Annotated in this window: 12 protein-coding genes; 3 read left to right on the top strand and 9 right to left on the bottom strand. The window is 47.2% G+C overall.

The genetic code is table 11. The annotated features are described in order from the left end of the window. Positions 1-177: 177 nt before the first annotated feature. The 9 genes from kynA to nagE form a co-directional block, all read right to left on the bottom strand. The gene (gene kynA / locus J9317_RS02540) at positions 178-1,020 is read right to left on the bottom strand and encodes a tryptophan 2,3-dioxygenase (RefSeq protein WP_211556258.1); all 843 of its coding nucleotides are present in this window, start codon (positions 1,018-1,020) and stop codon (positions 178-180) included. Then, entirely contained in the window at positions 1,017-1,655 is a 639-nt protein-coding gene (gene kynB, locus J9317_RS02535) for an arylformamidase (protein WP_211556256.1), read from the bottom strand. The genes kynA and kynB overlap by 4 nt, the downstream gene beginning before the upstream one ends. Next, a complete protein-coding gene (gene kynU / locus J9317_RS02530) occupies positions 1,656-2,939 on the bottom strand; it encodes a kynureninase (RefSeq protein WP_211556255.1) in 1,284 nt (427 codons plus the stop codon). It abuts the gene before it with no gap. Positions 2,940-3,309: 370 nt separating this feature from the next. Then, positions 3,310-5,337, bottom strand: coding sequence for a catalase (locus tag J9317_RS02525; RefSeq protein ID WP_211556253.1), 2,028 nt, complete (start codon positions 5,335-5,337; stop codon positions 3,310-3,312). Positions 5,338-5,543: 206 nt separating this feature from the next. Continuing rightward, a complete protein-coding gene (locus J9317_RS02520; protein ID WP_211556251.1) occupies positions 5,544-5,789 on the bottom strand; it encodes a group-specific protein in 246 nt (81 codons plus the stop codon). Between the two features lie 33 nt (positions 5,790-5,822). Beyond that, positions 5,823-6,911, bottom strand: coding sequence for an ABC transporter permease (locus tag J9317_RS02515; RefSeq protein WP_211556248.1), 1,089 nt, complete (start codon positions 6,909-6,911; stop codon positions 5,823-5,825). Then, positions 6,908-7,831, bottom strand: coding sequence for an ABC transporter ATP-binding protein (locus J9317_RS02510; RefSeq protein ID WP_211556246.1), 924 nt, complete (start codon positions 7,829-7,831; stop codon positions 6,908-6,910). The genes J9317_RS02515 and J9317_RS02510 overlap by 4 nt, the downstream gene beginning before the upstream one ends. A gap of 106 nt (positions 7,832-7,937) precedes the next feature. Then, positions 7,938-8,129 (bottom strand): helix-hairpin-helix domain-containing protein, encoded by a 192-nt coding sequence (locus tag J9317_RS02505; RefSeq protein WP_211556243.1) that lies wholly within the window; start codon positions 8,127-8,129, stop codon positions 7,938-7,940. 69 nt (positions 8,130-8,198) lie between these two features. Further along, entirely contained in the window at positions 8,199-9,674 is a 1,476-nt protein-coding gene (gene nagE / locus J9317_RS02500) for an N-acetylglucosamine-specific PTS transporter subunit IIBC (protein WP_211556242.1), read from the bottom strand. A gap of 412 nt (positions 9,675-10,086) precedes the next feature. Between nagE and J9317_RS02495 the strand changes: the two genes are divergently transcribed. The 3 genes from J9317_RS02495 to J9317_RS02485 all read left to right on the top strand — a co-directional run bounded on the left by J9317_RS02495 (position 10,087) and on the right by J9317_RS02485 (position 13,306). Beyond that, complete coding sequence (locus tag J9317_RS02495) at positions 10,087-11,160, top strand: hypothetical protein (protein WP_211556240.1); 1,074 nt, start codon at positions 10,087-10,089, stop codon at positions 11,158-11,160. A gap of 75 nt (positions 11,161-11,235) precedes the next feature. Then, a complete protein-coding gene (locus J9317_RS02490; RefSeq protein ID WP_211556237.1) occupies positions 11,236-11,925 on the top strand; it encodes a response regulator transcription factor in 690 nt (229 codons plus the stop codon). Then, positions 11,909-13,306 (top strand): HAMP domain-containing sensor histidine kinase, encoded by a 1,398-nt coding sequence (locus J9317_RS02485; RefSeq protein WP_211556235.1) that lies wholly within the window; start codon positions 11,909-11,911, stop codon positions 13,304-13,306. The genes J9317_RS02490 and J9317_RS02485 overlap by 17 nt, the downstream gene beginning before the upstream one ends. Positions 13,307-13,457: the final 151 nt, after the last annotated feature.

Below are 13,457 nucleotides of genomic sequence, written 5' to 3'. Positions count from 1 at the left end.
AGAGACGGTGGAACCGGGACTGGCAAAGTCGCTCTTTGACTTTGACTGAACCGGTGAAGCAGCTGGAGGGCTAGCCGCTGGAGCTGGACAAATCAACTTATACAAAAGAAAGATAATTGGGTAGAAATTTATACTTATCATGAAAAAGACACTCCCGAATATGGGGAGTGCCTCTATTCAGATCTCCGTTCTCAAATCCCATAGCTCCGGAAAGAACTGCTGATCGAGTACTTTTTTCAGGTAGTTGACTCCGGAAGAACCGCCCGTCCCCTGCTTAAAACCGATAATCCGCTCCACCGTTTTCATATGGCGGAACCGCCATTGCTGCAGCCAGTCCTCAATATCAACGAGCTTTTCCGCAAGCTGATACAAATTCCAGTATTGATCCGTGTTCCGGTAAACCGTCAGCCATGCAGCCTGAACGGAGTCATCCTTTTTATAAGGCTTCGTGCAGTCTCTGTTTAAAATATCCGAATTTATAGGGAGACCTGCTTTAGCAAGCGCCTGGATGGAGACGTCATATAGACCGGGTTCTTTATATGCTTTTTCCAGACGTGCATGAAGCTCCTCATCCTTTTCATAAATCTTTAAGACATGCGGCGTTTTGTATCCAAGCGCAAACTCAATCATTCTGTATTGATAGGACTGAAAACCGGAAGCCTGACCGAGCGTATCCCTGAATTCCATGTATTCGGAAGGAGTCAGAGTGGACAGAACGTCCCATGCCTGAATGATTTGCGATTGCGTTTTCGACACCCTGGCCAGCTGCTTGAATGCCGTCGGCAAATCTCCTTGAACGATTGCGGAAATGGAGGATTCCAGCTCATGAAGAATAAGCTTCATCCAGAGCTCACTTACCTGATGAATGATGATAAACAGCATTTCATCATGATGATCCGAGAGCCTCACCTGACCGGCTAAAATTTTATCCAGCTGCAGGTACTCACCGTATGTCATACTATTTTTAAAATCGGTATGTATGGATTTTTCAGAATCAGCCGGCTGCTGTTTTTGCGTCATTCGCCATTCCCCCTTTTTCTGATGACCGCCCTTACTGGACTCCCGTCCGCTCCTTCAATTGGAAGAGGAAGAGCAATCAGGTCATAATCACCCGGTTCGATCTCGTCGAGCATGATGTTTTCAAGAATGTGTACACCATTTTTATATAGCGCATGATGCGCCGCCATATCCTTGCTGTCCAGCTGGTCTACGGATGGAACGTCTACCCCGATCAGGAAGATTCCCTTTTCTTTAAAGAAGGCCCCGCAATCCTGGTCAAGGGGTACGATTTTTTCTGGGAAGACTTCAGGCTTGTTTGGGACGGCCGTTTTGATTAGCAGGCGGGTAACTCCTTCTAAATCATAGCTGCTAAGCGTTTCCCGGCTGATTTGGAGCTGATCCGGATCCGTCATATCGATGACTCTCGCTGGGCCGATGAACAGATTGATATCGAGCTCGTTTATTTTCGGCCCGCCGTCAACGAAGTGAAACGGTGCATCCACGTGGGTACCGGTATGCAGGCTGGTCGTTATTTTCCCGATATTTACCGAACCGGTCTGCTCCTTCGTGTACACCATCTCGCAAGAAAAAGGCGTATCACCCGGCCAGTGGCCGATTTTTGCGTTCAGCGGCTGTGAAATATCAATCCATGTCATCTATGCCACCACTCCGCGCTTGTTTTCGAAATTTTTATACGTTTCTTCTTTCATGATGATCTTCAGCTTTTGAATGGTCCGCCATATATCTTCATATGAGTTGTAGAGGGCGACCGGTGCAAGCCGGATTCCGTTTGGCGAGCGGAAATCGGGAATGATTTTCTCTTCCTTTAACGCCCGGCAGATTCTTGCCGCTTCAGGGTGTTCAATGAAAAGATGCCCGCCTCTCGTATCATCGACTGGATTGCGGATCGTGAAACCGTACTCCGATAGTTCGTGGCCAATCAGGTCCATCATGTATTGGGTTAGTTTTAAGGACTTCCCGCGGATTTTTTCCATACCGGCTTCATTGAAAATGGAGAGTGAACCGAGCAGCGGCGCTATGCTCAGGATATGCGGAGTCCCCATTTGATAAGCTCCGGCATGCGGTGCTGCAGTCAGCTCATGCTCCATATCGAACTGCTTCGATTTATCCGAGCTGAACCAGCCGGCAAGTCCTGGCACCGTGCCGAAATGACGTTTGTTTACATAGAGGGCGCCTACAGCACCAGGACCGCCGTTTAAGTGTTTATAGGTACACCAGAACGCAATATCGATGTTCCATTGTGTCAGATGATGCGGGATGGAACCGACCGAATGGCACAGATCGAAGCCGATGAGGATTCCTCGTTTATGCGCTTCTTTTGTCAGTTTTTCCATATCCAGCACCTGGCCGCTCCGGTACTGCACACCGGACAGGATGACAATGGCAACCTCCGCCGTCATCGCGGCAATGATGTCCTCCTCATTTAAGGTGTGGCCATCGCGGCTTTTAACCTTGATGAGGTGCTCATTTGGTTCGTATCCTTTTAGATGGAGCTGGCTTTGCAGGGCGTAAATGTCGGTCGGGAAGGTGATATCATCGGTCACAATCTTCGTTCTTGTGCCTTCCGGCTTGTAAAACGTTGCGATCAGCTGGTGGAGGTTTGCTGTAGTGGAGCCTGTAACAATGACTTCCTCCGGTTCAGCCCCGAGGAGCGGAGCCATCCTGGCACCCAGCTTTTCAGGAAGGTAATACCATGGATGCTCCCCCTCTGTCCAGCCATCGATTCCGAGCGTTTTCCATGAATCGAGGAGATCATGGACTGCCTGCTCGGAACGTTTGGAGAGAAGGCCAAGTGAGTTGCCATCGAGATAGATTGTATCTGGGGATATGTAAAATTCCTGGCGAAAATGAGCCAGCGGATCTTGTTCATCTAAATTCCGTGCGAATTCTAAGGTGTTTTGACCGGTTTGTGCGGACATTTCAGTCAGTCCTTTCGGTTTCGGGTTTAATAGAATTATATTTTACGAATGATAGCGCTGTCAAAACAGGCTGGATGGGTTTGGAGGGGAATTTATTATTGAAAATCTCAATATATTATCGAAATCGGCTATTTTATTATCGAAAAGAGGTACGCACCAGACCGGCTGAAGTACTTATCGGCTATTCTGGCGATATATCGGCTATTTTTTTGATATATCGACTAAAATAAAATTATATCGACTATTTTTAGATTATATCGACTATTTTTTGGATATATCGATTTTCCGACATGGTTCGACCGCCACCCGCGATGAAGGTAACCACAAAAACAGCGACCTCCACCCGGAAGGCCGCTCCCTACACTATCTATTAAACTACTTCCCGATCCCAATGACGGTGTTCGGAAATCGCCTCTATAAACGCCGAAGCAAATTTTTCAGGATTTTGTCCGCTCACAACGCCCGGGCTGTTCTTCATCTCATTTGCCTCAAGCCACTTCTCCCCTTCATGGGTTGCCCCAATCGGTTTAAAGTGCATAAAGGCTTCCTGCAGAAAAGCAGATGCATCACGGTGGAATCGTTTGCTTGCATTCTCTCCGCCAACTGCATAAATTGAATCAAACAGAACGGAGTCGCAAGTAAGGAATGTGTGTTCCACTTTCTGCTCAATTCCGCCAGTACCCTTCAGCTTGCCGAGCTTGCTGCTGATGATTTCCGGCTGGAGACCCTTTGTTTTCAGGCTATCAAGAACTGAGCTAACTTCCGGTCCGTTAAAGCCATCGTCCAAAATCACGCCGACTTTCCGGGTTTCAGGACTTTTTTTCGTTTTTTCCTGGCTGAGTGCAGGAGAAGATTTCGTTACGTTGGAACCTCCCTGCTCCGGCGGTGTTACACCAATCGCTTCGGCAAAACCTTGTGCAAGCTCCAGGCTGACATTCGCAAACATATCGACGACCTGCTGCTGAACCGATTCGCTCTTCACCTTTCCAAGCTCGAAGCTGAATGCTTCAATGATATGCTCTTTTTCAGGCTGGCTCATGCTGTTCCAGAATAGCGTTGCCTGGGAAAAATGATCCTTAAAGCTGTCGCTGCGCGCACGGATTTTATACCCTTCCACTCTTTCCTGGTAATGAACATATCCGCCCTCTTCCGCACTGGCCGGAGACGGTGTATTCGCAGCAAGCGAGTTTTTATGGTACGCGACCTGACCGCGGTTGATTGTATGTCTTCCATAGCCGTCGCGCTGATTGTTAAAGAATGGGCATACAGGACGGTTAATCGGCAGCTCATGGAAGTTCGGACCGCCAAGGCGGATCAGCTGCGTATCCGTGTAGGAAAACAGGCGCCCCTGCAGAAGCGGATCATTGGAAAAATCAATCCCCGGTACAACAGATCCCGGATGGAAAGCAACCTGTTCCGTTTCTGCAAACACATTGTCCACATTGCGGTTCAGCGTCATTTTCCCAATCAGTTTCACAGGAATTTCCTCTTCAGGCCAGAGCTTCGTCGGATCCAGCAAATCAAAATCAAACTTGAATTCGTCCTCTTCTTCAATCATCTGAACCCCAAGCTCATATTCCGGATAGTCTCCGTTTTCAATGGAGTCATATAAATCCCGGCGGTGGAAATCCGGATCCTTCCCGTTAATCTTCTGCGCTTCATCCCAGACGAGCGAATGCGTGCCTAGCACCGGTTTCCAGTGGAATTTTACAAACCGCGCTTTTCCTTCTTCATTCACGAAGCGGAATGTATGAACGCCGAAGCCCTCCATCATGCGCAGGCTTCTCGGAATTGCCCGATCGGACATTGTCCACATCACCATATGCGCCGCTTCCTGATTGTTTGCAACGAAATCCCAGAACGTATCGTGTGCGGATGCAGCCTGAGGAATCTCATTATGAGGTTCAGGTTTTACCGCATGAACCAAATCCGGAAACTTGATTGCATCCTGTATGAAAAACACCGGAATGTTGTTTCCGACTAAATCGTAGTTCCCTTCCTCCGTATAAAACTTGGTCGCAAAACCGCGGGCATCACGAACCGTTTCCGCAGAACCGCGTGAACCGGCAACCGTTGAAAAGCGCACAAATACAGGTGTTTTCACGGAAGGATCCTGTAAAAACCCAGCTCTCGTATACTCCTTCATAGACTCGTATACTTCAAACTCCCCATGGGCTGCAAAACCGCGCGCATGCACAATCCGCTCCGGAATCCGCTCATGGTCAAAGTGCGTCATTTTTTCGCGAAAATGAAAATCCTCCAGCAGCGTTGGTCCTCTTTCTCCTGCCTTTAGCGAAAACTCATCTTCAGAAACTTTTAATCCTTGATTCGTCGTCAGCTTTTTACCCTCATCGTCGACCCGGTACTGTTCCAGCTGTTCATCCTTGCGATTGCTCACCTTGTTTTGCCACCCCTTTGGATAAGTATGTAAATATCGTGTCTTGTACTCTACCCTTGAAAGTTGGCGGGGAAACGGGGAATTTTTAGCTAGTTGTCTTTCAGACTATGCGCCTCGATCAATTCTATGTAAACATATATAAGTAGATTTCCGGCTCCTCCACTTCTATTCCAATTCAACATGATCACAAAAAAAAACAGAACCCCTCAGGATTCTGTTCCTCCAGCAGCGACCAAAGCATTCAGCTGGTCATTGCGTTCTTCCCGCTCTTCCACAGAAGCGAGATCGTATTTTTTTAATAAATGAAAGATTTCATTCAATGTTTCCTGCCGCTGCTCATTCTGCAAAAAAACCTCGGTGTCCATCGCCGTTTTCTGCGGCAGGTATTCCTGCTGCTGCTTGAGCTTTATTAAAACGTCTTCACGTGAATGATCAATGCTGCAGATTCCCATAGAAATCACCTCTATTCTATCTATTCCTTTTCCTTACTCCCATTTAAACGTAAAGCTCGCGATGATAAAAGCCCCTACTACCCAGCATGCAAGAATCAGAGCTTCCGTACCAAGCGTCATTAGTGATGCGCCCACGTTCATGACTTCCCTCAGCGCATGGCTTAAATGGGAAATCGGGAGAACGTACACGATCGGCTGCAGGAAATCCGGCATGTCTTTTATGGGGAAAAAGACGCCGCCCAGGAAAAGCATCGGGAAGGAAAGGAAGCCTGCGATTGGCGCGGCGCTTTCCGGTGTTTTCGCAATTCCTGCGATAATAAATCCGATTGCCATAAAGGCAAGTGTTCCTAAAATAACAAAGCCAACAAGTGTCAGCCATGAGCCTCGAACGTCCACCCCGAAAATCAGCTGGGCGATGATGAGTACAAGCAGTGCCTGCAAGCCGTTCAGCATGAGGCGGGCCGTAATTTGAGCGGCAATAAAGGTTGATGCCTTAAGCGTTGTCCCCTGCATCCTTCTCAAAATCCCGCGCTCTCTCCAAGCCGCAATCTGACTGGCGACCCCGTTCATATTGTTGCTCATGATCATCATCGCAACAATTCCAGGTACGAGGAAGTCGATGTATTTCAGGTTGAGCGTTTCGATTCCTTTTGCTTCCGTCACAACGACCGGCTTGTAATTGACCTGCTCCTTGCTGATTTGATCAACCGCTCCGTTAACGAGCTGAAGCCCGATTTGGGATGCGGCCGCGTTTGTTTCATCATAGTAGACCGGCATTTTGAAAGGAGCGCCCTTGCCTAGCTTTTCTGCATAATCCTTAGGAATGACGATCGCGATTTGCAAATCTCCTTTTTTCACAGCACTGAATGCTTTGTCTTCATTCGATTCCTTTTCCAGCTCCATCGCCTGATTTTTCTTTAATGCCTCAACGAATGCTTTAGACTCCGCAGACTGATCCTCATCGACCACTCCGACCGTTACAGACATACTGTTGCCGCCTCCGAGAAAGGATCCGAGCATAACCATCAGGAAAATCGGAAACGCAAGCGTCCAGAATAAGACTTGGCGGTTCCGGATAAAAATCCGCAGCTGGGTTAACGTCAATTGCCAATATGCCTTCATGCTTCCCTCAAACTCCTTCCGGTCATATGGATAAAGACGTCCTCAAGCGTTGCCGTCCGAATCTGCAAATCAGCCAGCGTTAAACCATGATCAGCGGCTGTCTGTATGAGACTCGTTAAGGTTGCCTGCAAATTATCCGTATACAAAATAGTCGCATCCTTTTGACTGCCGACCTGTTTCACTCCTTCTATTTCAGTAAGGTCCAGTTCGGCCCCTTCCTCTTCAAAACGGAATTCCACAGCATTTTCCGAGTGAAGGCTTCGGACAAGCTCAGCCGGTGTATCCAATGCAATGAGGTTCCCCTGATCCATAATTGCAATCCGGTCGCAAAGCACGTGGGCTTCGTCCATATAGTGTGTTGTCAAAACAACCGTTTTCCCTTTTTCCTTCAGTTTAAAAATGATGTCCCAGAGCGTTCTTCTCGCCTGCGGATCAAGGCCCGTTGTCGGCTCATCAAGGAAAATAATCCACGGATCATGAACAAGGGCGAGGGCAATCGCAAGCCTCTGCTTCTGTCCGCCGGATAAGCTTTTAATCCTGCTCTTCGTTTTATCTGTCAGTAGCATATCCTCTATGAGCGGATGGATGGGAATGTGCTTTTTATAAAAACTTGCATACAAAACCAAAATCTCTTCAACCGTTAACAGTTCAAACAAGGTCGTCGACTGAAGCTGCACACCAATGACTTCCTTTACCTTATTTAAATCCCGTACCACATCAAATCCGCCGATATCAGCTGATCCGCCGTCCGGCTTACGGAGTCCGACGAGCATCTCAAGCGTCGTCGTCTTTCCAGCTCCATTCGGGCCAAGCACGCCAAACACTTCGCCCTTATTAACGTCAAATTTGATTCCATTCACAGCTGTGAAATCCCCGTATTTTTTCACGAGGCCATTTACGCTGATAATTGATTCGCTCATTTTTCACACTCCAAAATGGGGCAGTTTGCCGCTGCCCCAAATAACTTTTACATAGGTATGTATTCTTTCTTCCTGGTGTTTATCCCTCTATTTTGGAACGGACGATTTATTTTCGAAACGACAACCCTTTTTCCTGCAAAGCTTCCCGAAGCTGCCCAATCGCTTTCGGTCCCATGCCGTGAAGCTTTGAAAGTTCCTTCTCACTAACCTCTGTCAGCTGTTCGAGACGAACATACCCTGCTCCTGCCAGGGCGCGCTGTGCGGGTTTTCCTAGCTTTGGAGGAAACTCGTTTCCCATGTGAATGCTCCTTTCTGTTAGATTATCAATATCTAAAAAAGAAAGGAGCATCCACCCCTTTCCTCCTCATCACTTCCGTATCTTCACCATCTCATCCGCCACAAACTGCACATTCGTTCCTACAATAACCTGAATGCTGTTGGCACCGACGATGTTGATTCCCGGTACGCCGGTTGCTTTGATTTTTTGCTGATCGACGGCATTCATGCCTTTTACTTCAATCCGAAGACGGGTGACGCAGTTGTCGATGGATGTGACATTGTCGTCTCCGCCAAGACCTTCGTAGATTCTTGCAGCCATTAGGGTGAATTTGTTTTCTGTACCCTGTCCGGCTACTGCAGGTGCTGCTTCGTTTGCTACGAGTCCTTCATCTAGTTTTGCTGCATCATCTTCTTCTCTTCCAGGTGTCATCAAGTTGAATTTCACAATTAGGAAGCGGAATAAGAAGTAGTAAAGTACTGCGAAAACTAGTCCTTGAACAATGAGCATGTATGGGCTGTTTGCTAAAGGAAGTCTTGAGCTTAAGAAAAAGTCAATGAATCCGGCACTGAAACCGAAGCCTGCAGTCCAGTGAAAGAAAGCCGCAACTGCAAGAGATAATCCTGTTAAAACCGCATGGGCGACAAACAATAATGGCGCCACAAACATGAAGGCGAATTCCAAAGGCTCTGTTACACCCGTAAAGAAGGAAGCCACACCAGCCGCAAGCATCAGGGAAGCGACTTGCTTTTTATTCTTTGTTTTTGCTGTGTGGTACATCGCAAGCGCTGCTGCCGGAAGACCGAACATCATAACCGGGAAGAAGCCCGCCTGATACATTCCCGTTACACCTTTAGTTCCCTTGCCAGACCAGAAATTACCGATATCGTTGATTCCCGCCACGTCAAACCAGAATACCGAGTTAAGTGCGTGGTGAAGACCAGTAGGAATTAATAAACGATTGAAAAATCCATAAAGACCGGCACCCACGAATCCAAGCTTACTGATTCCTTCACCGAAGGAAACCAGGCCAGAAAATACAACCGGCCAAACGAATAGCAGGATGCCTGAAACAACAAGCATAGCGACTGCCGACATAATCGGTACAAGTCGTTTTCCGCTGAAGAATGCCAGCGCATCCACAAGCTTCACATGGCTGAAGCGGTTATACATAATTGAAGCAATGATACCTGATAGAATTCCGATAAACTGGTTCTCAATTTTCACAAATGCCGGATTCACCTTAGCCGCGTCTATTCCCTGAAGCATGGCGACTGTGTCCGATGACAGCAAAGTGGTGATAACGAGAAAGGCTACAAGTCCGCTTAATGCAGCGGAACCATCCCGTTCCTTCGCCATCCCCAAAGCTACTCCTACCGCGAACAGTATTCCCATGTTATCAATAATGGAAGAACCCGCTTTTATCAGGAAAGCGGCAGCCGGAATCGACGCCCCCCATCCCGTCGGATCCATCCAATAGCCAATCCCCATTAATATAGCTGCTGCCGGCAATACTGCAACCGGAAGCATTAACGAACGGCCAATTCTTTGCAAATAGTTCATCATGCTGAAAACTCCCCCTTTTTTGTTTGTTGTACCATAATCGTTACCTTTGGTTCCTTTCCATTGGAACATTTTCTACAATGAAAGAAATAAGTTCATAAAGCCTGCTTGTATCCTCCTTTGTTAAAATATAATTATGAAGGTTTATGTAAGCGTATACATTAATAATCATAACAAAGTTCGTTCGTCTTTTATATGGATTCTTTGCATTTCTCCAGCCTTAAAAAACGAAATAATTTTAACTCTGACATTTTCCTGACTTCAAATCCCCCCTAACTCTAACTGGAGTTCCGCAAAAAAATTTTACAAGCCCTCCTTTCTGACATTTACCTGACACATTCGCCCAGTAAAGTATGAGTATAAGGTTCAGCAAGGCAAACAACCTTAAAACACTCATACTTAGGAGGAAATACAAATGAAAAAATCAGTTATAAGCTTTGCGGTTGCAGGAACAGTTTTACTTGGAGGCTATGCAGCATCTTCAGCTTTTGCAGCAGGCGATACAAATGCGAAAACGACAGCGGCGGCCGATGCGGGCACGGCTAAGCAGGATTTCGGCGGAAAGGGCTTCGGACATAAAGGACATGGACCTAAAGGATTCTTCGGCGGAAATTCTGACGAGCTTTTGGCTAAAGCGAAGTCACTTGGCATCAGCACAACGGGTAAAACAGCTCCGGAAATCATGAAGGAAATCAGGACCGTTGCTGTAAACAAAGAAGCGAAGGAGCTTGGCATTAAAACAGCCGGCAAAGATCTTGAAACACTGGCGGAGGAAGTTCACTTGGCGAAGCTTCAAAAACAGGCAAAAGCGCTTGGTCTTTCTACAGCGAAAAAGGATGAGCAAACACTTCATAATGATATCGAGCTTGCCCAGCTGAAGAAAAAAGCAAAAGAACTCGGCGTATCTGCTGACAATAAAGATGAGCAAACACTTAGACAGGATGTAATGACAGCAGCTCTAAACAAAAAAGCAAAAGAACTTGGCGTTTCTACAAGCGGCAAGGATCAGCAAACGATCCAGCAGGAGGTTTTCACGGCAGCCATTAACAAAGAAGCAAAAGAACTTGGCATTTCAACGAGCGGTAAAGACATCCGCGACCTTGCTCAGGAAGTCCGCATAGCGAAAGTAAAAGCAGATGCTAAACAATACGGAATCACAGTGGATGGCAAAACCGTTGGACAAATCGCTTCCGAAGTAATGGACAAAAAAATTGCGAAGCTTGCAAAAGAGCTGAACATTTCGACTGCGGATAAAACGACTCGTGTTTTAATAGAAGAAATCAAAACGAAAAATCCAGACAAGCTGAACGATCTGCTGGATAAAGATGGATTCGGTTTAGGTGTAGGCGGATTCGGACCGGGGCATGGCAAAGGCCACGGCGGACCTGATGGCGGCGGACGCGGACATGGCGGACCGGGAGAAGGCGGTCCTGAAGGCACACCGGATCTAGACGGACCAGACGCTGCTCCTCAAGGAATGGGCATCTAACTTTAGAAGAGAAACTCCTTGGTATTTATGGCCAGGGAGTTTTCTTGTATAGTGAAGGTAACAGGAGGAACGGCCATGAATAAAACCATTTTAGTAGCAGAAGATGAGGAAACCATTTCAAGAGTGTTGAGTGTTTATTTAAAGCACGAAGGATATGAGGTGCTTCAAGCCTTTAACGGGAATGACGCGGTAGCTGTTTTCCGAGAAAAAACCCCTGACCTTGTGCTGCTGGATGTCATGCTTCCGGGCATGGAGGGCTGGGAGGTCTTACTGGAAATCAGAAAAATGAGTGCCTGCCCAGTCATTATGCTGACGGCCCTCGGCGACATTGACTATAAATTAAAAGGACTCAATCAGGGTGCGGATGATTACATTTCCAAGCCGTTTATCGGGGAAGAAGTCATTGCCAGGGTGAACGCTGTGATGCGCCGTTCTTCGAAAATCCTGGAATCAGATAATCGAAAGCAGATTGGAAATTTAAGTATTCACTTTGACTCCCATCTTGTTACCATTGATGGCGAGTTCGTGATACTAACTCCGAAGGATCTCTCGCTGCTCATCTTCCTTGCAGAACGGCCGAACCGGACCTTCACAAGAGAAGACTTAATTGAACATGTATGGGGCATGGACTATGAAGGAAGCGACCGGGCCGTGGACCTTGCGGTGAAGCGGATCCGCCAGGCGCTCGTCCATTGGTCATCCGCCTACGGTGAAATCAGAACGCTCAGAGGATTGGGGTATCAGTTCAGTGTTTACGAAAAATAAGAAACGGACCACACTATTAAAATATTGGACGACCCGGTACCTCTTCTCCCTCTGTATCGGTCTGCTCATTTTAGGAATCGGCTCCTTCTGGTGGATCCGCCAGACGACCATTGATAACCGGCTGAATTTGCTTGAGTATTTAGCAGCTGAATCGGCCGAGACAGCTGCAGGCCAAAAGAACTTTGAAGATTTTGACCGGCGGATTGATCAGCGGTCCCGGGTTTTGGATATGGGCCGTCCCCCGCAAATTTTCATTACGAATAAGAAAGGCGTCCTTGTAAGAGGTCCCCACAAAGGTCCGGGACCTGAGAACAATCTGGGACCTGAAAAGCTAAAGCTTCCTGCAAAAATTTTCTCCAATAATGAGACCGTTCAAAAATTAAAGATTAACGGAACGTCTGTCTACACCATTAAAGAGCCTATTGTCATTGATGCGGTGCAAAAAGGCTGGGTTGTCGTCATGCAGACGGAAGACCAGCTGGCAGACGTCAATCAGGAATACCGTCTAATCGCTATACTGCTTATTGGCCTTGGACTCCTAGGCTGGCTCGTCATCTATATTCTCTCAAAACGGATCCTGAAGCCAATCCAGGAGGTCGCCCTCGCTGCGGCTGAAATCAAAGAAGGGCAATATGATATCAAGCTGAACTCTGACGTGAGGGAACAGGAAATCTACGACCTCGTAACCTCTTTTGAGGAGATGACGCAGCGGCTTACCCAGCTTGAAAAACTGAGAGCCGAGCTGCTCGCAGGCGTTACCCATGATTTAAAAACACCCGTCACCTCCATCAGCGGACTCGTCCAGGCTGTGAGAGACGGAATCGTCACTGGTGAAGAGCGACAGGAATTTCTGGACATTACGCTTAAAGAAATCCATCGTCTCCAAACGATGATCGCGGACCTATTGGACTTCAACTCCTTATCCGCAGGCGCATTTACCATTCATCCGGAAACATGCAATATGAACGAACTTATTCATAATATTGTCAGGCAATGGAGCGTTACCCAGCAAAACGAGGTTCACTATGAAGTGAAGACGCCAGAACCAATCATCACACTCGAAACCGACCCTCTCAGACTTCAGCAGATTCTCATTAACCTATTAAATAATTCCAGTCAGGCCATGGACGGAAAAGGGCTTATTACGGTGTCTTTATTTGAAGACGGGATTGAAGTTGCTGACAATGGCCCAGGTATACCCGCAAGTGAGCAGCCGTATATCTTTGAACGCTTTTTCCGGGGTGAAAAGAAAAAACTGAAGGTTCGCGGGCTCGGACTTGGATTGCCGTTCAGCAAAATGCTTGCGAAGGCTTTGGGCGGAGATTTGGTGCTGAAGGAGAGCGGTTCAGGCGGGAGTGTGTTTTCGGTGGTGTTGAAGTAAGGAGGCTATGCTTCAGGGCACAGCCTCTCAATTTTGGAGGTCTGGTCATTCTATCTCTTATTCTGTTGATTTTGCTGATCAACTTTTTTGTCCTTATTAAAACAAAAAACGAATCATCTATTATACGTCTTTTGTTATTCTCCCGCTTATT

Source organism: Metabacillus flavus (genome assembly GCF_018283675.1).
GTDB lineage: Bacteria > Bacillota > Bacilli > Bacillales > Bacillaceae > Metabacillus_B > Metabacillus_B flavus.
Note: the sequence above shows the minus strand (reverse complement) of the source record. Positions and strands in the feature narration are given on the sequence as shown.

Bases quoted from the DNA above. Each gene is read 5' to 3' on its own strand.
- kynB (WP_211556256.1), bottom strand. From the start codon at position 1,655: ATGACATGGATTGATATTTCACAGCCGCTGAACGCAAAAATCGGCCAC.
- J9317_RS02495 (WP_211556240.1), top strand. From the start codon at position 10,087: ATGAAAAAATCAGTTATAAGCTTTGCGGTTGCAGGAACAGTTTTACTT.
- kynU (WP_211556255.1), bottom strand. From the start codon at position 2,939: ATGTCCGCACAAACCGGTCAAAACACCTTAGAATTCGCACGGAATTTA.
- J9317_RS02490 (WP_211556237.1), top strand. From the start codon at position 11,236: ATGAATAAAACCATTTTAGTAGCAGAAGATGAGGAAACCATTTCAAGA.
- nagE (WP_211556242.1), bottom strand. From the start codon at position 9,674: ATGATGAACTATTTGCAAAGAATTGGCCGTTCGTTAATGCTTCCGGTT.
- J9317_RS02520 (WP_211556251.1), bottom strand. From the start codon at position 5,789: ATGGGAATCTGCAGCATTGATCATTCACGTGAAGACGTTTTAATAAAG.
- kynA (WP_211556258.1), bottom strand. From the start codon at position 1,020: ATGACGCAAAAACAGCAGCCGGCTGATTCTGAAAAATCCATACATACC.
- J9317_RS02515 (WP_211556248.1), bottom strand. From the start codon at position 6,911: ATGAAGGCATATTGGCAATTGACGTTAACCCAGCTGCGGATTTTTATC.
- J9317_RS02505 (WP_211556243.1), bottom strand. From the start codon at position 8,129: ATGGGAAACGAGTTTCCTCCAAAGCTAGGAAAACCCGCACAGCGCGCC.
- J9317_RS02510 (WP_211556246.1), bottom strand. From the start codon at position 7,831: ATGAGCGAATCAATTATCAGCGTAAATGGCCTCGTGAAAAAATACGGG.